The organism is Kribbella flavida DSM 17836 (genome assembly GCF_000024345.1).
Taxonomy (GTDB): Bacteria; Actinomycetota; Actinomycetes; order Propionibacteriales; family Kribbellaceae; genus Kribbella; species Kribbella flavida.
The window spans coordinates 4,724,219-4,744,580 of the sequence record NC_013729.1; the positions used below are offsets into that span (position 1 = coordinate 4,724,219).

Here is a 20,362-nt window from a genome sequence, read left to right on the forward strand (position 1 = left end):
CCTAAAGAACCTTGTCGAGGGCGTCGAAGAAGACGTTGCCGAGCACGAGCTCGTACTTGCCGGTGAGCAGCTCGGCGAGCTGGGCGACGTCGGTGGGGGTCCAGGACCAGGCGTTGACCGCGCCGGCGACGAACAGCGGCGCGTCGCCGGTCCACGCCGCGGTGTGGGCGTCCAGCGCGGCCTTGTACTCCGCGGCCTTGCCGGGCGGGGAGAAGTTGCCGATCACCGGCAGGCCGCCCCGACGGACCAGCAGGTCGCCCTTCTCCCAGGACTGGATGATGCCGCGGATCGGCGTGTGCTCGGCGTACCCGCGGCCGATCGTCTCCGAGAACGGCACCCAAGCGTCGTTCTCGCGGTGGTTGTAGGCGTAGACCAGGTCCATCCCGGTCCGGCGCAGGTAGCGGCCGGAGAGCTTGAAGTAGGCGTCGAGCTGCTCCGCGGGCCAGGCGCCGGGATAGGTGTAGCCGGCACCGGACGGACCACAGATCAGCAGGTCGTTGTGTGTCGCCGTGCGCTGGTAGTGGCTCAGGATGGCCGGGCCGATGTCGGCGAGCAGCGGGCTGACGGTCCAGTTGACCGGGGCGTGACCGCGCCGCGGGTCGTCCCACAGGTCGCGCATGTGCCGCTGGCAGTACTGCACGTTGTCGCCCTCGCCGAAGGTCAGCGTGACGTAGATCTTCTTCTTCGGCGTGATCGGCCTGAACCGGCGGACCCGGTCCGAGATCGGCGCGACCACGCCGGAGTGGACCGTGCCGTTCATGTAGAAGTCGGCGGGCAGCACCTCGGAGCCGCCCTGCGCCGCGAGGTCGACGCCGCTCCACTCCCCCGCGACGTCGTTGGCGAACCAGCCGGCGTACGGCGTGGTGGGGCCGACGGCGGCGAAGTGCTCTGTGAGCAGCTCGCCGGTCGGGCCGTTCGGCGGCAGCCAGCTGACCAGCGCCTTGGTGGCGACGACGTAGTCGCGGAAGTACGGGAACGGCTCCACCCGGGTCGGCGCGGTGTCGGTCGCGGTGACCAGGTACTGGTTCCACATCTCGACCGTGACGGTCAGCGAGGTGGTCCCGGCCGGCGGACTGAACTTGTAGATGAAGTAGCCGCTGCCGTCGCTGAACCGGTTGCCCTCGCCGCCGATCGAGGAGTTCAGGCCGTCGAACAGGTACGGCGCCTCGTGCGGTGTGCCCGGCTGGAACGTGGCCAGCGTGGCTCCATCGGCCTTGGCGGTGACCGAGAGGACCGAAGGGCCCCAGCCGTCGTCGCCGAAGGAGTCCTGGAACCGCACGTACACGGCGTCCTTGCCGAGCGCGGGCGACACGTCGAGCGTGTACGTGCCGCGGTTCGAGGAGTCGCGGAGCTGCCGCGTCTCGCGGGCGATCTCGTGCCAGGTGAGGTTCTCGGCCTGCACCACCATGGTCGGCGGCAACCCCGCGAGCAGCTGGCGCGTGCAGCGCGGGAAGAGGTGCTCGAACTGCCACCGGTACGTCTTCACCCGGTCGTCGTCGAACAGGCCGCGCAGATCCTTCACCACCCGCAGGCCGTGCGCCTTGGCCTGCGCGGCGTCCGCGACGACGGCGTTCTCCAGACCCGCCAGGGTGGTCGCGACGTTGAGCGAGTCGGGCACCTCGGGGTCGTGCAGGATCGCGCCGCGGACCCGGTGCCGGTACTTCGCGACCAGCTCCAGCGGATCGGCGTACCGGGTGGCGGGGACGCCGGTGTTGCGCAGCCAGCGGGCGTCGACGCCGTCGTTCCCGCCGGGTGAGTAGAGGAAGTAGAGCTCGGGGCGACTGCGGTTCACCAGACCCTGCAGGGTGGTGAGCAGCGTCTGGTCGCCGCCGCTGAGTTTGCTGACATCGCCGTAGTGCAGGTGCCGCGGGCGGGCGAAGGACGGCAGCAACCGCCGGCCCGTCGTACCGAGCTCCGCAGCGTCCACCAACCCGCTGCCGGCCTGTCCGGACGCCGCGGCGGATCCGGTCTGGAACCAGCCCAGCCCACCTGCCGCCACCGCGCCGCCGCCGGCGAGAAACGTTCGTCTCGAGACCATCGTGACCACTCCCCTGGTGCTGACATCGCTGTCAAATGCGGGCGAGATTAACACCGGGCGGATGGCCGGTACAGAGCTCGGACAACGTTGTCCGTGAGCAATCTGGAATCGTTTCCGTCACAGCCGGGCCGGGGCCGAGCGGCGGCCGATCCGAGCCCTACCAGGCTTCGTCGAGAATCCGGGTCGCCTCCGCCAGACTGAGCCCGGCCCGCCGCGCGGCCCGGGCGAACACCGTCGCCGCCGCCCGGGTCTGCTCGTCGTCGACCTGACTGCGCGACGCCAGCACGACCGTGCCATTCCTCCCGCGGGTCTCGATCAGCCGCTCCGCCTCCAGCTCCTTGTACGCCCGAGCCACCGTGTTGACGGCCAGCCCAAGGTCCCCCGCCAACTGCCGCACGGTCGGCAGCTTGCTCCCCCGCGCGAGCTCGCCGCTGCGGACGAGGTGCTCGATCTGACGCTTCACCTGCTCGTACGGCGGCTCGGAGCCGGCCGGATCCACCGAGATGTCCACCCGGCCGATCCAACCACCTGGCTCAGCCGAAGTCTGCCGCGGAGTACGGTTTCTGCTCGACCAGGACCAGCCAGTTGCCGGAGTTGTCACGCAGGACCGCCTCCACGCCGTACGGGCGGTCGGACGGTTCCTGAAGGTGTTCGACGCCCTTGGCGACCAGTTCGTCGAAGGTCTTGCGGCAGTTGTCGGTGGCGATGCCGACGCCGTGCAGCAGGCCCTTGGCCATGATTCGGCGGATCGCCGCGGCGGACTCCTCGTCCAGCGGCGGGCCGGGCAGCATCAGGGCCAGTTCGAGCTCGGGGTGGTCGCGCTGGGAGACCGTGCACCAGCGGAAGTCCGGCCCGAGCGTGATGTCGTTGCGCAGCACGAACCCGAGCTTGTCGGTGTAGAAGGCCTTGGCCTCGTCGATGTCGGTCACGTACACGGTGACCAGGTGGACGTTCGTGATCATCGGACTCCTTCTCTCGCGGTGACCCGACGACGCTACGACGCCGGCGGCCCGCTGCGCTTCGCCGGAATTGCGGACTTCAGCCCGAGCATGAACACGTAGCAGCCGGGGATCCGCGCGGTCAGCCCGCTGCGCTGGTACGCCGACGGGCTGGTCCCGACCAGCTCGGTGAACCGCCGCGTGAACGCGCCGAGACTCGCGTAGCCGACCAGCCCGGCGACCTCGGTCACGGTCAGGTTGGTCGCCCGCAACAGGTCCGCGGCCCGCTCGATCCGGCGCCGGCTGACGTACTGCATCGGCGTCTCCCCGTACTCCGCCGCGAAGCACCGCAGGAAGTGGTACTTCGAGACCCCGGCCGCGCGGGCCAGGGCGTCGAGGTCGAGCGGTTCGGCGTAGTGCCGATCGGCGACGTCCCGCGCCCGCCGCAGGTGCGGCAGCAGCTCGACCGGGACCTTGGTCATGAGCTCGAGGCTAGCCGCCGTCCGGGACTTTCGGTGCTCGCCGAAGGTCTTTCCCTGCCCGGACCGGGCCGGGGAGGCTGACCGGCATGGACATTCGAGGAAGTTCCGGGCAGGGCGGCAGCGGACCTGGAGCGATCACCCCGGACGGCAGCGCGGTCGAGCTGTACCTGCGGTCCAGCAGCCAGGGCGAGGAGCAGGTGATCGACGAGGCGATCGAGCGCGACAGCGAAATCCTGGAGCTCGGCTGCGGGACCGGACGGATCACCCGGCCGCTGCTCGCCCGCGGTCATCGCCTCGTCGCCGTGGACGAGTCACCCGACATGGTCGGCCGCGTCACCGGCATCGAGACGGTGTGCGCGCGGATCGAGGAACTGCGGCTCGATCGGCGGTTCGACGTCGTGCTGATGATGTCGTTCCTGATCAACGCCCCGGACGCCGAGGCGCGCCGCCGATTGCTGGCGACCTGCGCGTACCATGTTCGTCCCGGCGGGCAGGTGATCCTGCAGCAGCACGACCGGGCGTCCTTCGCCGGCCCGCGGGTTCTGGAGAACGGCAACCGGCGACTGGTCATCTCCGACGTCGAGCACCTGCCAGGCGACGTGGACGCGGCCACCATGACCCACACCGTCGACGGCCACACCTGGAGCCAACGCGTTGTGGTCCAGAACCTCACCGAGGACCAACTGACGGCGGCCCTCGGTGAGGTGGGACTGGAACTGGCCGGCTATCTGACCCAGGACCGGACCTGGCTCACCGCGCGGCCAGCGCGTCGAACTGCGCCCGCGTGAGCTTGCTGGTGTCAGCGGTCAGGGCCGCCGGGCGGGTGCAGGTGATCCCGGACGGCACCGAGCCGGTCAGGTAGCGGATGGCGTTCTTGAACGAGTCGCACCGGCGCTGGTCTTCGGCACCGGCCGGATAGCCGATCGCGGCGTTCACCTTGCCCATCTGCAGCGCGTCCGCGAACGGATTGATGCTGCGGGCAACGGTCCAGTACCAGCGCGCGATCGGCGCGGACCACTGCAACGACCTCGCCAGCTCCGGATTGCCCAGCAGATCGATGCCGAAGTACCGGCCGGCCGGGCCGTAGTTGAAGTCACCGGTCAGCTGGATGTAACCGCGGCCGCCGTACAACCGGGTGTCGCCGATCTCGCGGATGTTGTACTCCAGCCGCGACTCGTGCACCAACGTCGCCAGGAACGCCGCCTTCCGGTACGGCGTGTTGATCTGGGCGTCGCGCATCGCCTGGTTCAGCGACGGCAGGCCGGTCTGCACCAGCGACGGGTTCGCGATCCGGCTGCCGAACATCGCCTGCACGTCGGCCAGCGTGACGTCGCCGATCGGCGGGTTCGGGTTGACCGTGCACTCCGGTACGCCGGGCAGCTTGTCGCCCGGGGTGTCGAGGTAGGCGACGGTGGCGTAGCCGTTGTGGGCGGGCAGGTGGGCCCACCAGCGGGTGGCGGGCCGGCCGGTCACCGTGACGGTGTCGCCGGCCTTCTGGCAGTCGACCTCGACACTCACCGGCCCGCCGAGCACCTTGATCACCGAGGACGCCAGGTACGCGTCGGAGCGGATGTTGAGGCTGGTCGCGGTGGTCCGGAAGGCCACCGCGTGGGCCGGGGTGGCGGCGATCAGAGAGCCGGCACCGACACCGGCCAGAGCCAGGACAACGGACAGCGTGCGCTTGAGCATGGGTGGCTCCTGGGCGGAGGAGGGGCGGGAGACAACGCGGTGAGAATCTCTCAAAAGAGTCTCACCGCGCTGTCACTTTCCCACCACACAACTCCAGTTGCTCAAGTAGGCAACCTGCACCACAGCTGCGAGCTTGCTCGCGTGCCCAGCCCACAGCCACGGCCGGCCTCAGCCGGCCCCGACCACAGTCAGCTCTTCGACTCCGCCTTGTCCTTGCTCTCCGGCTTCGCGTCGACGCCGGCTTCCTTGCGCTGCTCCGCAGTGATCGGCGCCGGCGCCGCGGTCAGCGGATCGTAGCCGCCACCGGACTTCGGGAACGCGATCACGTCGCGGATCGAGTCCGCGCCGGCCAGCAGCGCGGTGATCCGGTCCCAGCCGAACGCGATGCCGCCGTGCGGCGGCGCGCCGAACTTGAACGCGTCGAGCAGGAAGCCGAACTTCTCGGTCGCCTCCTCCTCGGTCAGCCCCATCACCGTGAAGACCCGCTTCTGCACGTCCTCGCGGTGGATACGGATCGACCCGCCACCGATCTCGTTGCCGTTGCAGACGATGTCGTAGGCGTAGGCCAGCGCCGACCCCGGGTCGGTGTCGAAGCTGTCCAGCGACTCCGGCTTCGGCGACGTGAACGCGTGGTGCACCGCGGTCCAGGCACCGGACCCGACGGCGACGTCACCGGCGGCGGTCGCGTCGTCGGCCGGCTCGAACAGCGGCGCGTCGACCACCCAGACGAACGACCAGGCCGACTCGTCGATCAGCCCGCCGCGCCGGCCGATCTCCAGCCGGGCCGCCCCGAGCAGCGCCCGCGACGACTTCACCGGACCGGCCGCGAAGAAGACGCAGTCACCCGGCTTGGCCCCGACGTGGTCGGCGAGACCGGCCCGCTCGGCCTCGGACAGGTTCTTGGCGACCGGACCGCCCAGCTCGCCGTCCTGCCCGACCAGCACGTACGCCAGCCCTTTCGCGCCGCGCTGCTTGGCCCAGTCCTGCCACGCGTCCAGCTGCTTGCGCGGCTGGTCGGCGCCACCCGGCATCACCACCGCGCCGACGTACTGCGCCTGGAAGACCCGGAACGGGGTGTCCTTGAAGTACTCCGTGCACTCGACCAGCTCCAGGCCCATCCGCAGGTCGGGCTTGTCGCTGCCGAACCGCGCCATCGCCTCGGCGTACGTCATCCGCTGGATCGGGGTCTGCACTTCGTGCCCGGCGAGCTTCCACAGCTCGACGAGGATCTCCTCGGACAGCGCGATCACGTCGTCCTGGTCGACGAAGCTCATCTCCACGTCGAGCTGGGTGAACTCCGGCTGCCGGTCGGCGCGGAAGTCCTCGTCGCGGTAGCAGCGCGCGATCTGGTAGTACCGCTCCATCCCGGCCACCATCAGCAGCTGCTTGAACAGCTGCGGCGACTGCGGCAGCGCGTACCAAGAGCCCGGCTGCAGGCGCGCCGGGACCAGGAAGTCCCGAGCGCCTTCCGGCGTCGACTTGGTCAGTGTCGGCGTCTCGATCTCGACGAAGTCGTGCCTGGCCAGCACGTCCCGGGCGGCCTTGTTCACCTTGCTGCGCAGGCGCAGCGCCGCGCCCGGGCCCTGCCGGCGCAGGTCGAGGTACCGGTACTTGAGCCGGACCTCCTCGTTCACCGGCGTCGCGTGGTGCTCCTCGACCGGGAACGGCAGCGGCGCGGCCTCGTTCAGCACCTCGACCTCCGCCGCGATCACCTCGATCTCGCCGGTCGGCAGGTTCGGGTTCGCGTTGCCCTCGGGGCGGGCGCTGACCTCACCGACGATCTTCAGGCAGAACTCGGCCCGCAGCGGGTGCGCGACCTCCTCGTCCCGGATGACCACCTGGACGGTGCCACTGGCGTCCCGCAGGTCGATGAACGCCACGCCGCCGTGATCGCGCCGCCGCGCCACCCAGCCCGCCAGCGTGACGGTCTGCCCGGTGTGCTCGGCCCTGAGCGAGCCGGCGGAATGGGTACGGATCACGAGTTCTCCTGAGCTGTTGTCACGATCTGGGGTCGTACGTCGTCGGTCGGCGGCGTCCAGGTGGCCGGGTCGGCCGGGACCTGCTCGCCGCTGCGGATGTCCTTCACCTCGGACCCGTTGCCGGTGCTGAACCAGACGAACGGGATGCCGCGGCGATCCGCGAACTTGATCTGCTTGCCGAACTTCGCCGCGGCCGGCGCCACCTCGACCGGGATGCCCCGCTGCCGCAGCTGGGCCGCGGTCCGCATCGCCTCGGCCCGGTCGTCCTCGTTGTTCAAGGCAATCAGTACGGCGGTCGGCGTACTGCGGCTGCCCTTGACCAGGCCCTGGGAGACGAGCCGGTGCACGAGCCGCGAGACGCCGATCGAGATCCCGACCCCCGGGTACGTCGTCTTGCCGTCGGACGCAAGCGCGTCGTACCGGCCGCCGCCGCCGACGGAGCCGAAGGACTCCTGGCCGACCAGGTAGATCTCGTAGACAGCGCCGGTGTAGTAGTCCAGCCCGCGAGCGATCCGCAGGTCGGCCATCAGCAGGCCGGGCGCGTGCTCGGCCGCGGCCGCCATCACCTGGCTGAGCTGCTCCAGGCCCTCGTCGAGCGTCTCGTGCTCGACGCCGAGCGCCCGGACCTTCTCGACGAACGAGGTGTCGGTGCTGGAGAGGTCGGCCAGTTGCACGGCCAGCCGGGCCTGCTTGTCGGTCGCACCGGCCTCGACCAGCCGCTCGACCACCTTGTCCGGGCCGATCTTGTCGATCTTGTCGACGATCCGCAGCACCGTGGTCACGTCGTCCAGGCCGAGCCCCCGGTAGAAGCCCTCGGGGATCTTGCGGTTGTTGACCTTGACGACGAACTCCGGCACCGGCAGCCGGCTCAGCGCGTCGGCGATCACCAACGGCAGCTCGACCTCGTAGTGATTCGGCAGCTCGCCGCTGTCGACGATGTCGATGTCGGCCTGGGTGAACTCGCGGTACCGGCCCTCCTGTGGGCGTTCGCCGCGCCACACCTTCTGGATCTGGTAGCGCCGGAACGGGAACGCCAGCTTGCCGGCGTGCTCCAGCACGTACCGCGCGAACGGCACGGTCAGGTCGAAGTGCAGGCCAAGGCCCGGGCCGTCGTCGTCGGCGCCGGCCGCGAGCCGGCGGACGCCGTAGATCTCCTTGTCCGCGTCCTCGCCCTGGTTCGACAGCCGCTCGACCGGCTCGACCGCGCGGGTCTCGATCGAGGCGAACCCGTGCAGCTCGAAGGTCTCCCGGATGGTGTCGAGAAACTGCAGCTCGACGATCCGGTCCGACGGAAGGAATTCGGGAAACCCGCTGATGGGGGTCACCTTGGTCATGATGTGGGGATCTCCAGGTCCTGCAAGTAGGGGTTGGTCGCCTTCTCCCGGCCGATGGTCGTCTGGCCACCATGACCCGGCAGCACGACGATCTCGTCACGCATCGGCAGGATCTTGGTGGCCAACGTCTGCAGCATCGTGGGATGGTCGCCGCCGGGCAGGTCCGTCCGGCCGATCGACCCGGCGAACAGCACGTCCCCGGAGAAGAGCACGGCGGGAACGTCCTCCGGCCCGTCGTACGGCGTGGTGAAGGTGACCGAACCGCGGGTGTGCCCCGGGGTGTGGTCGACGGTGAACTCGAGCCCCGCCAGCTCCAGGGTCTGCCCGTCCGCGAGCTCGGCGACGTCGTCGGGCTCGGCGAACGAGTGGTCACCGCCGAGCAGCATCCGCGCGGTCTCCGGGCTGATCCCCGCCATCGGGTCGCTGAGCAGGTGCCGGTCGTCCGGGTGGATCCAGGCGGTGCTGTCGTAGCTGCCGCAGACCGGCAGCACCGAGAACATGTGGTCGATGTGGCCGTGCGTGAGCAGCACCGCGACCGGCTTGAGCTTGTTCTCCCGGACCACCTGGTCGACGCCCGCCGCGGCGTCCTGACCGGGGTCGATGACCAGGCACTCCGCACCCTGGCCGGTGGCGACCACGTAGCAGTTCGTACCCCACGATCCGGCGGGGAACCCGGCGATGAGCACGACTGGCCTTCCTGGAACGGAGCTGGACCCAACAAGGTTACCGGTCGGCTCGCACCGGGTTCGCACCGGATTGTGACGGCAACCCCGTTGCGCCGGGGCGGGGAGTTTGTGATGGTTCAGTGATAGATGTCGGGACAGCACCCGACGCGCCCGGGCAGGCCCTGGTCACGCGGATGAACCAGGGGCCGACCAGAATGGGCAGGAGCGCAGTGCATACCGCCGGAAGGGGCGAGTTGTGGCCGAGGAAAGCTGGGGCCGGGTAGCGGACGACGGAACGGTGTTCGTCAGGACCAAGGACGGCGAACGAGCGGTCGGCCAGTGGCCGGACGCGAACCCCGAGGAGGCCCTGGCCTTCTACACCCGCCGGTACGACGCGCTGAAGTTCGAGGTCGACCTGCTGGAGAAGCGGGTCCAGGCCGGCACGGTGTCGCCCGACGACGCCCGCGCCGCGGTGAAGAAGGTGACCAGCGCGATCACCGACGCCCAGGCGGTCGGCGACCTCGACGGCCTGCTGGCCCGGCTCGAGGCACTCACCCCGCTGGTCGCCCAGCAGCGCGAGAAGCGCAAGGCCGAGCGCGCCGCCAAGGTCGAGGAGGCCCGCGAGGCGAAGACCAAGATCGCCACCGAGGCCGAGACGATCGCCGCCGGCACCGACTGGCGGCACGGCGTCACCCGGCTGCGCGAACTGCTCGACGAGTGGAAGGCGCTGCCGCGGCTGGACAAGTCCAGCGACGACGAGTTGTGGCACCGGTTCTCCTCCGCGCGCACGACGTACACCCGGCACCGCAAGCAGCACTTCGCCGAGCTGTCCTCCAAGCGCGACGAGGCGGCCGCGGTCAAGGAGCGGCTGGCGGCCGAGGCCGAGTCGCTCGCCTCGTCGACCGACTGGGGCCCGACGTCCGGCCGGTTCCGCGACCTGATGCGGCAGTGGAAGGCGGCCGGCCCCGCGCCGCGCGAGGTCGACGACAAGCTGTGGGCCCGCTTCCGCAGCGCCCAGGACACCTTCTTCGGCGCCCGGGACGCGGTCCAGGCCGAGGAGAACGTCGAGCAGCAGGCGAACCTGCAGGCCAAGGAAGCGCTGCTGGTCGAGATCGAGGCGATCCTGCCGGTCACCGACGCCAAGACCGCCCGCGAGCAGCTGCGCACCCTGCTGGACCGCTGGGACGAGATCGGCAAGGTCCCGCGCGACTCGATGCGCGCGATCGACAGCCGCCTGCGTGCCGTCGAGCAGGCCGTCAAGTCCGCCGAGGACGAGGTCTGGAACCGCAGCAACCCCGAAGCCCGCGCCCGCGCCGAGGCCACCGTCAAGCAGCTCCAGTCGCTGATCTCCGACCTGGAGAAGCAGGCCGCCAAGCACGAGGCCCAAGGCAACACCCGCAAGGCGAACGAAGCCCGCGAAGCCATCGCCGCCCGCCGCGAATGGCTCACCCAGGCCCAGAACGCGCTGGCCGAGTTCAGCTGACCTGAACCTGACAGCACCCACCGTGGCGCCGACCGCCGGCGCATCGTAGGACCGTTGGTTGTTCGGCCACGGCTGATGCGGCAGGAGTTCCACGGTGGGTTTCCACGGCGTCGCGTGCATGGTCACGGAGGTGGACCTCCGCGAGCTCGACGCGTACCTCGTTCCGCTCCTCGAGCAGCCCGCCGGTTACCGGCCCTTCGCGCTGCCGATCCACGGGTCCTACGACTACTACGGCGGTCTCGACACGGATCCGGACGAACTCGTCACTCTGCTCGACCAGTTCGTGGCCCGATGCCTGCGCAGCGGACGCCTCGTGGTCGACGAGAGGAGGGTGCAGCCGGCCGGCACCCTGATGGAGCTCGCCATGGCCAACCATGTCGTTCTCGAGATCACCGGCCGGCACGCCTGCCACCTGGACAGCCATGGCCTCGCCTACGCCTTGATCTCCGAAGCCGCCTGGAACGCCTGCGTCGAACAAGGTCGCACAGTCCCCGACTCCGGCGCGCCGATCGCGTCGCCGTACCTCGAGGAAATCTACGGCGACCGCCTCACCGACTGGGCCGAACCTCTGCAAGCCCTCACGGCCGTCAACGCCGCCCTTGCCCTTCTCGACCTCGCCTGGCGCCGCCCCGAATTCCTCTGACCTGTGGACAGCGTCGAGCAAGCCTGTCCCTTCATCGGTCATCCTGCTGCGATGCAGCCCTGTGACGCTCCGCTGTTCTTCTGCGGCCTTCCGTTCACCGCCCGCCAGGTCGGCCGCAAACTCCGCTGGCTCCTCGGCTCGGGCGACATCCGCCCGGTCCTCAAGGGCGTGTACGTCGACACCCGGGTGCCGGACTCGGTGGAACTGCGCGCGGCCGCGGTCGCGCACGTGCTGCCGCCCGACGGCATCGCCTGCGGCCGAACGGCGGCGTGGATCCACGGCATCGACACCACCGCCCTCGGAACCACCGAGCAGGTGGACCTCCACTGGACTCGTGAGGCGACCGACGTCGTCGACGTCGCCGGACAACGCGTGACCAGCCCGATCGCCACCACCGTCGAACTGGCGATGCAGCTACCCCGCCCGTTCGCGCTCTCCGCCGTCGACGCCATGCTGAGGTCCGGCATCGCCGACCGCTGGGCTGTTCGCGCAGCTTCTGCCGAGTACGACGGTCGCCCGGGCATCGTCCAGGCCCGGCAAATCCTGTACTACGCCGACCGCCGGGCCGAGTCCCCGGGCGAGTCCTGGCTCCGGCTGCGTCTGCTCGACGCCGGCTTCGGCCGGCCCGAGCTGCAGATCCGGGTCAAAGGATCAACCCGCGACTATCGCATCGACCTCGGCTACCCCGAGCCGCTGGACGACGGCCGCCGGCTCGGCCTCGAGTACGACAGCGACCGCTGGCACTCGCGCCCCCGGGAGGAAGCCCGCGACGAGCAGCGGCGCGACGAGCTGGCCGCGCTCGGCTGGCACGTCATCTCCGTCCGCCGCACCGACCTCTGGGGCAGCTACCCCGCCCTCGAACTAGCCGTCGGCAGCTACCTCAGCCAGCATCCGCGACTGCCGCGCCGCTGGTAACTCAGGCCGCCCGAGAGACACTCGACTGAGACGATTCCGCCATGAACGACAGCACGAGTTCGCCCTGGTCGCTCCGCCCGGTGACTCCGACGGACATCGACGCGATCGCCGAGCTCCGCGCGACAGTCATGCGCCCGGATCTCGAACGCTTGGGCCGCTACGACGAGGACCGAGTACGTCAGCGCGTCCGTGACTCGCTGTCGCAGCACTCGTCGGTCATCGAGATCAACGGCGCGCTCGCCGGATCGATCACCGTGCGGCCTGTGCAGGACGGCCAGTGGCTGGAGCATTTCTATCTGGCAGCGCAGTACCAGGGCCGTGGCCTCGGTTCGGCCGTCCTGCAAGCAATTCTCCACGAGAGTGACGCGCAAGGTACAACCACCCGGCTGAACGTACTCCAGGGCAGCCCGGCCCGGCGCCTGTACGAGCGCCACGGCTTCGTCCTGGAATCCGAAGACCCCGTCGACGTCTATCTGGTTCGCCCGGCCCCGCATCAGCGCGACCGGAACGCACGTCCTCGCCGGGGCGAGTCGTGAGCCCCTCGAACCAGCCGTCGGCAGCTACCTCAGCCGGCATCCGCGACTCCAACACGCCCTAGTGAGCTGCCAGGTACGGCCGTTGAGCGAGCTTCGGCCCTTCTAAGCTCCAGCCATGAGCATGCGCCTGGTAGCTGAGGTCAATCGGCAGCTGGGCTGGGGGCTCAAGGTGTCGGGCGTCGCCAGTCAAGGGCAGTCGGGCGGGGCGGTGTTCGTGCGGTGGCCTGACGGCCGGGAGGGAGTGGTCACGACCGGTCTGGTGTCGTGGCAGCGGATGGTCCAAACAGCGGAGGTCCTCGGGGAGGTTCGGGAGCGCGGGATTCCGGTTCCCCGGATCGAGGCTGTCGTGCCGGTGATCCGCGGGCGGACGGCGGTGGTGCAGGAGAAGTTGCCTGGCGCCACGATCACCGAAGCCGGCGCTGAGACGGTCGACGCGATCGTCGCGATGAACGATCGCTTCGCCGGCCTGCTGGCCGATCGGGCGGACGTTCCCGGACCGCAGGTGCGGCTTTCTCCCGCTCACGGGCTGCTGGAGCAGTACGGCGCTCGTAGCAGCCGTCTGCTGGACCGGATCCGAGAGCTCGATTCCCCGTCGCACGGTGGTCCGGCGTCGTCCGGCGCCGGCGCTGCGGGGCTCGCGATCGACGGGGACGATTTGGTGCATCCGGATCTGACGGTGCCGAACGTGCTGTTCGGCCGGACGGGTGCGGTCACCGGTGTCGTCGACTGGAACCTCGGCGTGGCACGTGGAGACCGGAGGTTCGGCTTGGTGAAGTTGTTGTTCGATCTGACCTGGGCGGCCGGCGTCCCCAGCGACGAACAGCGTCCGGCCGCGGCCGCGCTGGACCGGATCGAGGAGGTCGTTCACACGACGATCCCGGCCGACAGGTTGCGCAGGTACTGGGCCTGCCAAACGCTGGCCATGCTGAGCTGGACGATTCACGCGCGGGACACCGAGGCGATCAACCTCCACCTCGCGCTCGGCGAGCGCGGTCTGGGGTGACGACGGCACAAGCCCCGGCCGGTGTACGGCGAGGCTTGTGCGCGGGGACTACTGGGTGACGCGGTAGACGTCGAAGACGCCTTCGACCGAGCGGACGGCCTTGAGGACGTGGCCCAGGTGGGTCGGGTCGCCCATCTCGAAGGTGAAGCGGGACTTGGCGATCCGGTCGCGGGTGGTGGTGAGCGCGGCGGACAGGATGTTGACGTGGTAGTCCGACAGGACGCGGGTGATGTCCGACAGCAGGCGGGCCCGGTCCAGGGCCTCCACCTGGATGGCGACCAGGAAGACGGACTGGGCCGTCGGAGCCCACTCGACCTCGACGATGCGCTCGGGCTGGGTCTGCAGGTTCTCCACGTTGGCGCAGTCGGCGCGGTGCACCGAGACGCCGGCGCCGCGGGTCACCCAGCCGATGATCTCGTCGCCGGGCACCGGGGTGCAGCAGCGGGCCAGCTTCGACAGCACGTCGGTGGCGCCCTTGACGATGACACCGGCGTCGCCGCGGGCGGTGCGCTTGCGGCGCTCCCGGGTCTGCGGCAGCCGCAGGCCCTCGGCGAGGTCCTCGGCCGCACCCTCCTCGCCGCCGTAGGTCTCGATCAGCCGGCGGACGACGGCCTGGGCGCTGACGTGGCTCTCCCCCACCGCGGCGTACAGACCGGTGACGTCGGGGTAGCGCAGCGAGTTCGCCACCGCGGTGAGCGTCTCGTGCGAGAGCAGACGCTGCAGCGGCAGGCCTTCCTTGCGCAGCTGCTTGGCGATCGCGTCCTTGCCGTGCTCGATCGCCTCGTCGCGGCGTTCCTTGCTGAACCAGTGCTTGATCTTGTTGCGCGCCCGCGGGCTCTTGACGAAGCCGAGCCAGTCGCGCGACGGGCCCGCACCCTGGGCCTTGGAGGTGAAGACCTCGACGACGTCGCCGTTCTCCAGCGTGCTTTCCAGCGGCACGAGCCGGCCGTTCACCCGGGCGCCGATGCAGCGGTGCCCGACCTCGGTGTGGATCGCGTAGGCGAAGTCGACCGGCGACGAGCCGGTCGGCAGCGACATCACGTCGCCGCGCGGGGTGAAGACGTAGACCTCGGAGTTGTTGATCTCGAACCGCAGCGAGTCGAGGAACTCCGACGGGTCGGAGGTCTCCCGCTGCCAGTCGACCAGCTGGCGGACCCACGGCATGTCGTTGGGCGCGCCGACCTCGGTGGTCTGCGGGGCGCCGACCTCGGGGGCCGGGGCGTTCGGGTCCTCCTTGTACTTCCAGTGCGCGGCGATGCCGTACTCCGCGCGCCGGTGCATCGAGAACGACCGGATCTGCAGCTCCACCGGCTTGCCCTGCGGCCCGATCACGGTGGTGTGCAGCGACTGGTACATGTTGAACTTCGGCATCGCGATGTAGTCCTTGAACCGGCCGGGCACCGGGTTCCACCGCGCGTGCAGCACGCCGAGCGCCGCGTAGCAGTCGCGGACCGACTCGACCAGCACGCGAATGCCGACCAGGTCGTAGATGTCGCCGAACTCGCGGCCGCGCACGATCATCTTCTGATAGATCGAGTAGTAGTGCTTGGGCCGGCCGGTGACGGTCGCCTTCACCTTGGCGGCGCGCAGGTCCTCGTGCACCTGGTCGATCACCGAGGCGAGGTACTCGTCGCGGGACGGGGCGCGCTCGGCGACCAGCCGGACGATCTCGTCGTACACCTTCGGGTGCAGGGTCGAGAACGACAGGTCCTCGAGCTCCCACTTGATCGTGTTCATACCGAGCCGGTGGGCCAGCGGGGCGTAGATCTCCAGCGTCTCGCGGGCGATCCGCTCCTGCTTCTCCTGACGCAGGAAGCCCAGCGTGCGCATGTTGTGCAGCCGGTCGGCGAGCTTGATCACCAGCACCCGGATGTCCTTGGCCATCGCGACGACCATCTTGCGGATCGTCTCGGCCTGCGCGGACTCGCCGTACTTGACCTTGTCCAGCTTCGTCACGCCGTCGACCAGCATGGCGATCTCTTCGCTGAAGTCCTTGGTCAGCTCTTCGAGCGTGTAGTCGGTGTCCTCGACGGTGTCGTGCAGCAGCGCGGCGCACAGCGTCGGCGCGGTCATGCCCAGCTCGGCCAGGATGGTGGCGACGGCGAGCGGGTGGGTGATGTAGGCGTCACCGCTCTTGCGCAGCTGGCCGGTGTGGTGCTTCTCGGCGGTCCGGTAGGCCCGCTCGATCATGCCCAGGTCGGCCTTGGGGTGCGTCGCCCGGACCACCCTGAACAGCGGCTCCAGCATCGGCGCCCGGTTCGGGTGGCGGGTGCCGCCGAGGCGGGCCAGCCGGGCCCGGACCCGGGCGGGCGCGATCCGCGGCGGCTGGGCGGGCGCAGGCGGTGACGAGCTGACCGCCGGGCGCACGGGGGCGCGCGGAGGCTCGTGCGGCACCACGTTCGGTACCGCTGACGTCATCGCCGGGTCTTCGCCCACGTTGTGTCCCTCCGCCGACAGGCCACCAGTCTAGAGGGCATCCGCCAACCCGGCGGACACGGCCTGTGGACAACACGCCGATTTGACGTCGGCACCGACTTCAGACAGTGACGAGCGCGCTCAGCGACTCGCCGGCCAGCCGCTCCCGGCCGGGCAGGAACGACAGCTCCAGCAGCACCGTGGTGCCCAGCACCTCGGCGCCGCAGCGGCGGACCAGCTTCAGGCAGGCCTCGACCGTGCCGCCGGTGGCCAGCACGTCGTCGATCACCAGCACCCGGTCCCCCGGCGCGAAGGCGTCCTGGTGCACCTCGATGGTCGCCTCGCCGTACTCCAGCGCGTACGACTCCTCGTACGTCGGGCCCGGCAGCTTGCCCTTCTTCCGGACCGGCACGAAGCCGGCTCCCAGAGCCAGCGCGACCGGCGCGGCCAGGATGAAGCCCCGGGCCTCGATCCCGACCACCTTGTCGACCAGCGGGGCGCCGTCGTCGTCCCGGCCCGCCGCGGCCAGCGCCTCGACCACCTGGGCGAAGCCGCTGTGGTCGGCCAGCAGCGGGGTGATGTCCTTGAACACCACTCCCGCCTGCGGGTAGTCCGGGATGTCGCGGATGCCCGCCTTCAGGACCTCTTCCAGCGAACGCATCGGCACCTTTCCGTGGACGTGGTCACTTGCCGCGCTTGGAGCGCGGTTTGCGGGTCGGCTGCGGCCGGCCGGCCGCGCCGGTCGACTTCACCGGACGGTTCGAGGCCACCGGCGTACCGGCGGTGACACCCTTGGACTTCGGTCGGACGTCCTGCACCCGGGTCGCACCGGCGGGCGCCGCGGTGGCACCCGTGGCGCCGGCACCGGCCAGCGCGGGGACCGGCGTACCGGCCGAGCCCGCGGTCTGGGCGCGGCGGGCCATCACCCGGCGGCGCAGCGCCTGCATGCCCGGCTCGCGCTCCTTGAAGGCGGCCAGCAGCGCCGGGGCGATGAAGACCGAGGAGTACGCGCCGATGGCGATACCGACGAACAGGGCCAGCGAGAGGTCCTTCAGCGGACCGGTACCGAGCACGACCGTGCCGACGACCAGGATCGAGCCGACCGGCATCAGCGCGATCAGCGTGGTGTTGATCGAGCGGACGACGGTCTGGTTCACGGCCAGGTTGGCCGCGTCGCTGTAGGTCTGGCGGTTCGACCCGGTGATGCCTCGGGTGTTCTCCCGGACCTTGTCGAACACCACGACGGTGTCGTACAGCGAGTAGCCGAGAATCGTCAGCACACCGATCACCGTGGCCGGGGTGACGTCGAAGCCGACCAGCGCGTAGACGCCGATCGTGATCAGCACGTCGTGCACCAGCGCGATGATCGCGGCCATCGAGGCCTTCGGTTCCCGGAAGTAGGCCCAGATCACCAGGAAGACCAGGAACAGGAACACCACCAGGGCCCAGATCGCCTTGTTCGCGATCTGGTCGCCCCAGGAGGCGCCGATCTGGGAGTTGCTCACCTGGTTCGGCTGGACGCCGGCCTCCTGGGCGATCGCCGCGCGGACCTTGGTGATGTCGTCCTGGCTCAGCGGCCGGGTCTGCACCCGCACCTTGTCGGTGCCGATCGTGGTGACCACCGGGTCGCCCAGATCCTCGGCGTTGGTCGCCTTCACCGCGTTGGAGAAGTCGTCCACCGTGCTGTCGGTGACCTTGACGTTCGCCTGGTACTCGACGCCGCCCTTGAACTCGATGCCGAGCGCGAGGCCGCGGGCGAACAGCCCGAGCAGCGAGATCGCGACCAGCACCAGCGAGACGGTGAACCAGAGCTTGCGCTTGCCGACGAAGTCGTAGGAGATCTCACCGCGGTGCAGCTTGGCACCGATGGTTCCGAGCTTCGACATCAGACCTCGCCTCCCACGGGCTTGCGCGTCGACGCCTTGACCGGGCGCTGCGACGGTTTCGTCTGACCGGGCAGCCGCTCGACACCCAGCTGCTCGGGGTCGAGGCCGGACAGCCGGTGGCCGTGGCCGAAGAAGTCGGTCCGGGCCAGCAGGGTGACCAGCGGCTTGGTGAAGACGAAGACCACCAGCAGGTCGATCAGCGTGGTCAGGCCGAGGGTGAAGGCGAAGCCCTTCACGCCGCCGACCGCGAGCACGTAGAGCACGATCGCGGCGAGCAGCGAGATCGAGTCGGCCGCGATGATCGTGTGCTTGGCCCGGGCCCAGCCGGTCTCCACCGAGGAGCGCAGGCTGCGGCCCTCGCGGACCTCGTCGCGCAGCCGTTCGAAGTAGATGACGAACGAGTCCGCGGTGATACCGATCGCCACGATCAGGCCGGCGATCCCGGCCAGCGTCAGCGTGAAGCCCATCGTCTTGCCGAGTAGCACCACCGCCGCGTAGGTCAGCGCGGCGGCGACGGCCAGCGAGAGCACCACGACCAGGCCCAGACCGCGGTAGTACAGGAACGAGAAGACGATGACGAGCAGCAGGCCGATCAGGCCGGCCCAGATGCCGGCCGACAGCTGGTCACCGCCCAGCTGCGGCGAGATCGTCTCGACCGAGGAGATGTCGAACGACACCGGCAGCGCGCCGTACTTCAGCACGTTCGCCAGGTCGCGGGCCTCGGACTCGCTGAACGACCCGCTGATCTGCGCCTGCCCGCCGGGGATCGGGTTCTCGACGCTCGGCGTCGACATGGTCTCGCCGTCCAGCACGATCGCGAACAGGTTCTGGCCCTGGCCGCGCTGCGACAGCGCCGTGGTGGCCTGGAGGAACTTCTCGCCGCCCTCGTTGTTGAAGTTCAGGTTGACCTGCCACTGGAAGCCGCCCTGCGGGATGCCCGCGGAGGCGTCGGCCAGGTCGGTGCCCTTGAGGATCGCCGGGCCGAGCAGGTACTTCGTGGTCTTCTCCCGGTCGCAGGAGATCAGCGGCTTGGCCGGGTCGTCGACCGGCGCCGGCTTGTCACACGTGTACGCCGCGAACGCCTGCTGGCTGGCGGCGTCGGGCTGCCACTGCAGCGGGTCCCCGGCGTTGGCCGGCGGGGCCGACGGCGTCGCGGGCGGAGCCGCCGGGGTGCTCGGCTTGGCGGTCGGTGCCGGCGTGGGCGTCGGGGTGGCGTCGGCGAGCACGCTGCTCCAGGCGCGGCCGTTCGGCGTCGCCGTCGGGCTGGCCGGCTTGAGCGTGCTGGACGGCTTGGCGCTCGGCGTGGCCGACGGCTTCGGCGTGGTGGACGGCTTGCCGGTCGGGGTCGGCGTCGGCGTGGCCGCCGGCAGCGGCGCACCGGCCTGGGCGTCGTAGACGACCCGGAAGTACAGCAGGGCCGTCTGGCCGACCTGCTTGATCAGACTGTCCTGACTGGCCCCCGGGACCGCCACGTTGATGTGGCTGCCACCGGCGGTGGCGATCTCGGCCTCGCCGACGCCCGCGCCGTTCACCCGCTGCGAGATGATGTTCTTGGCCTCGGTCAGCTGCTCCGGGGTGACCGTGCCACCGCCGGCCAACGACTTGGCCGTCAGCGTGATGGTGGTGCCACCGCGCAGGTCCAGGCCGAGCTTGGGCTCCCAGGTCTTGGTCAGCCCCATGATCGCGAACAGCAGGACCAGGACGACGCCGAGCACGATCAGCAGCCGCCCCGGCCGGGAGGTCGTCGTTGTTGCCACGTCAGATTCAACCTTTGCGCTTCTGGGCGCACCGCGGCGTCACAGGACGCCGCTGCGCGCCGCACGCCGATGGGACGGGAGCTTCAGTTCTCGGTGTGCGTCGGCGGCGTCTTCGGCTTGTCCTGCGCCTTCACGTCACCGGTCTCCGGCACGTCGACGGTGTCCCGGGGGTCGTCGGCGACCCGGTCCTCGACCGGGGCCTCGGTCACCGCGGTGGCCGGCTCGTCCTCGTCCGGGATGATCCGGCCGATGGCGGGCTTGAGGAACTGGACCAGCATGCCGTCGGACACCTCGAGGGTGACGTACTCGTCGTCGACCTCCTCGACGATGCCGACCATGCCGCTGGTGGTGACGACCTTGGTGCCGGGCGTCAGCGCGGCGACCGTGTCGGCCTGCCGCTGCCGCTGCTTGCGCTGCGTGCGGCTCATGAACCAGATCATGCCCACGATCAGGATCAGCGGCAGCAGGAGCGTGAAGCCCGAGCCACCCCCGGAGGAGGCCAGCGGTACGGCGATCAGTTCCATCGGGACTCAGAATCCTTCATCAAGAGTACGGGGGCCCGGCACGCGCTGCGTGCGTACCACGTCGGGACGGCCTGA

Annotated in this window: 19 protein-coding genes; 6 read left to right on the forward strand and 13 right to left on the reverse strand. The window is 70.0% G+C overall.

Annotated features, from left to right (window positions below; genetic code table 11):
• Position 1 precedes the first annotated feature (1 nt).
• The 4 genes from KFLA_RS21760 to KFLA_RS21775 all read right to left on the reverse strand — a co-directional run bounded on the left by KFLA_RS21760 (position 2) and on the right by KFLA_RS21775 (position 3,458).
• Positions 2-2,038 (reverse strand): GxGYxYP domain-containing protein, encoded by a 2,037-nt coding sequence (locus KFLA_RS21760; RefSeq protein WP_012921971.1) that lies wholly within the window; start codon positions 2,036-2,038, stop codon positions 2-4.
• A gap of 157 nt (positions 2,039-2,195) precedes the next feature.
• Positions 2,196-2,549, reverse strand: coding sequence for a GntR family transcriptional regulator (locus KFLA_RS21765; RefSeq protein WP_012921972.1), 354 nt, complete (start codon positions 2,547-2,549; stop codon positions 2,196-2,198).
• Between the two features lie 22 nt (positions 2,550-2,571).
• Positions 2,572-3,000: a VOC family protein gene (locus KFLA_RS21770; protein ID WP_012921973.1), complete on the reverse strand. Its 429-nt coding sequence runs from the start codon at positions 2,998-3,000 to the stop codon at positions 2,572-2,574.
• 32 nt (positions 3,001-3,032) lie between these two features.
• On the reverse strand, positions 3,033-3,458 hold the full coding sequence (locus KFLA_RS21775) for a helix-turn-helix transcriptional regulator (protein WP_012921974.1): 426 nt from the start codon (positions 3,456-3,458) through the stop codon (positions 3,033-3,035).
• Between the two features lie 86 nt (positions 3,459-3,544).
• On the opposite strand from KFLA_RS21775, the gene KFLA_RS21780 reads away from it, so the two are divergent.
• The gene (locus tag KFLA_RS21780) at positions 3,545-4,246 is read left to right on the forward strand and encodes a class I SAM-dependent methyltransferase (protein ID WP_012921975.1); all 702 of its coding nucleotides are present in this window, start codon (positions 3,545-3,547) and stop codon (positions 4,244-4,246) included.
• Here KFLA_RS21780 and KFLA_RS21785 read toward each other — a convergent pair.
• The 4 genes from KFLA_RS21785 to KFLA_RS21800 all read right to left on the reverse strand — a co-directional run bounded on the left by KFLA_RS21785 (position 4,209) and on the right by KFLA_RS21800 (position 9,146).
• Entirely contained in the window at positions 4,209-5,147 is a 939-nt protein-coding gene (locus KFLA_RS21785; protein ID WP_012921976.1) for a glycoside hydrolase family 19 protein, read from the reverse strand. The genes KFLA_RS21780 and KFLA_RS21785 overlap by 38 nt on opposite strands.
• A 188-nt stretch (positions 5,148-5,335) precedes the next feature.
• Entirely contained in the window at positions 5,336-7,126 is a 1,791-nt protein-coding gene (aspS, locus tag KFLA_RS21790; protein WP_012921977.1) for an aspartate--tRNA ligase, read from the reverse strand.
• Positions 7,123-8,460: a histidine--tRNA ligase gene (gene hisS, locus KFLA_RS21795; protein WP_012921978.1), complete on the reverse strand. Its 1,338-nt coding sequence runs from the start codon at positions 8,458-8,460 to the stop codon at positions 7,123-7,125. Before hisS ends, aspS begins: the two co-directional genes overlap by 4 nt.
• The gene (locus KFLA_RS21800; protein WP_012921979.1) at positions 8,457-9,146 is read right to left on the reverse strand and encodes an MBL fold metallo-hydrolase; all 690 of its coding nucleotides are present in this window, start codon (positions 9,144-9,146) and stop codon (positions 8,457-8,459) included. The genes hisS and KFLA_RS21800 overlap by 4 nt, the downstream gene beginning before the upstream one ends.
• Positions 9,147-9,381: 235 nt before the next feature.
• Here KFLA_RS21800 and KFLA_RS21805 point away from each other — a divergent pair, with 235 nt between their 5' ends.
• From KFLA_RS21805 to KFLA_RS35835, 5 genes are all read left to right on the forward strand, one after another.
• Positions 9,382-10,608 (forward strand): DUF349 domain-containing protein, encoded by a 1,227-nt coding sequence (locus KFLA_RS21805; protein WP_012921980.1) that lies wholly within the window; start codon positions 9,382-9,384, stop codon positions 10,606-10,608.
• A gap of 130 nt (positions 10,609-10,738) precedes the next feature.
• Positions 10,739-11,251 (forward strand): hypothetical protein, encoded by a 513-nt coding sequence (locus tag KFLA_RS21810; protein WP_148256695.1) that lies wholly within the window; start codon positions 10,739-10,741, stop codon positions 11,249-11,251.
• 51 nt (positions 11,252-11,302) lie between these two features.
• Entirely contained in the window at positions 11,303-12,166 is an 864-nt protein-coding gene (locus tag KFLA_RS21815) for a hypothetical protein (protein WP_012921982.1), read from the forward strand.
• Between the two features lie 41 nt (positions 12,167-12,207).
• A complete protein-coding gene (locus KFLA_RS21820; protein ID WP_012921983.1) occupies positions 12,208-12,702 on the forward strand; it encodes a GNAT family N-acetyltransferase in 495 nt (164 codons plus the stop codon).
• A gap of 115 nt (positions 12,703-12,817) precedes the next feature.
• The gene (locus KFLA_RS35835; protein WP_012921984.1) at positions 12,818-13,705 is read left to right on the forward strand and encodes a phosphotransferase family protein; all 888 of its coding nucleotides are present in this window, start codon (positions 12,818-12,820) and stop codon (positions 13,703-13,705) included.
• Positions 13,706-13,753: 48 nt separating this feature from the next.
• Here KFLA_RS35835 and KFLA_RS21830 read toward each other — a convergent pair whose 3' ends face one another.
• From KFLA_RS21830 to yajC, 5 genes are all read right to left on the reverse strand, one after another.
• Positions 13,754-16,123: a RelA/SpoT family protein gene (locus KFLA_RS21830; RefSeq protein WP_041290368.1), complete on the reverse strand. Its 2,370-nt coding sequence runs from the start codon at positions 16,121-16,123 to the stop codon at positions 13,754-13,756.
• A gap of 118 nt (positions 16,124-16,241) precedes the next feature.
• Positions 16,242-16,781 (reverse strand): adenine phosphoribosyltransferase, encoded by a 540-nt coding sequence (locus tag KFLA_RS21835; RefSeq protein WP_012921986.1) that lies wholly within the window; start codon positions 16,779-16,781, stop codon positions 16,242-16,244.
• Positions 16,782-16,803: 22 nt separating this feature from the next.
• The gene (gene secF / locus KFLA_RS21840; protein ID WP_012921987.1) at positions 16,804-18,006 is read right to left on the reverse strand and encodes a protein translocase subunit SecF; all 1,203 of its coding nucleotides are present in this window, start codon (positions 18,004-18,006) and stop codon (positions 16,804-16,806) included.
• Complete coding sequence (gene secD, locus KFLA_RS21845; protein WP_012921988.1) at positions 18,006-19,763, reverse strand: protein translocase subunit SecD; 1,758 nt, start codon at positions 19,761-19,763, stop codon at positions 18,006-18,008. Before secD ends, secF begins: the two co-directional genes overlap by 1 nt.
• Positions 19,764-19,846: 83 nt before the next feature.
• A complete protein-coding gene (gene yajC, locus KFLA_RS21850) occupies positions 19,847-20,287 on the reverse strand; it encodes a preprotein translocase subunit YajC (protein WP_012921989.1) in 441 nt (146 codons plus the stop codon).
• Between the last annotated feature and the right edge of the window lie 75 nt (positions 20,288-20,362).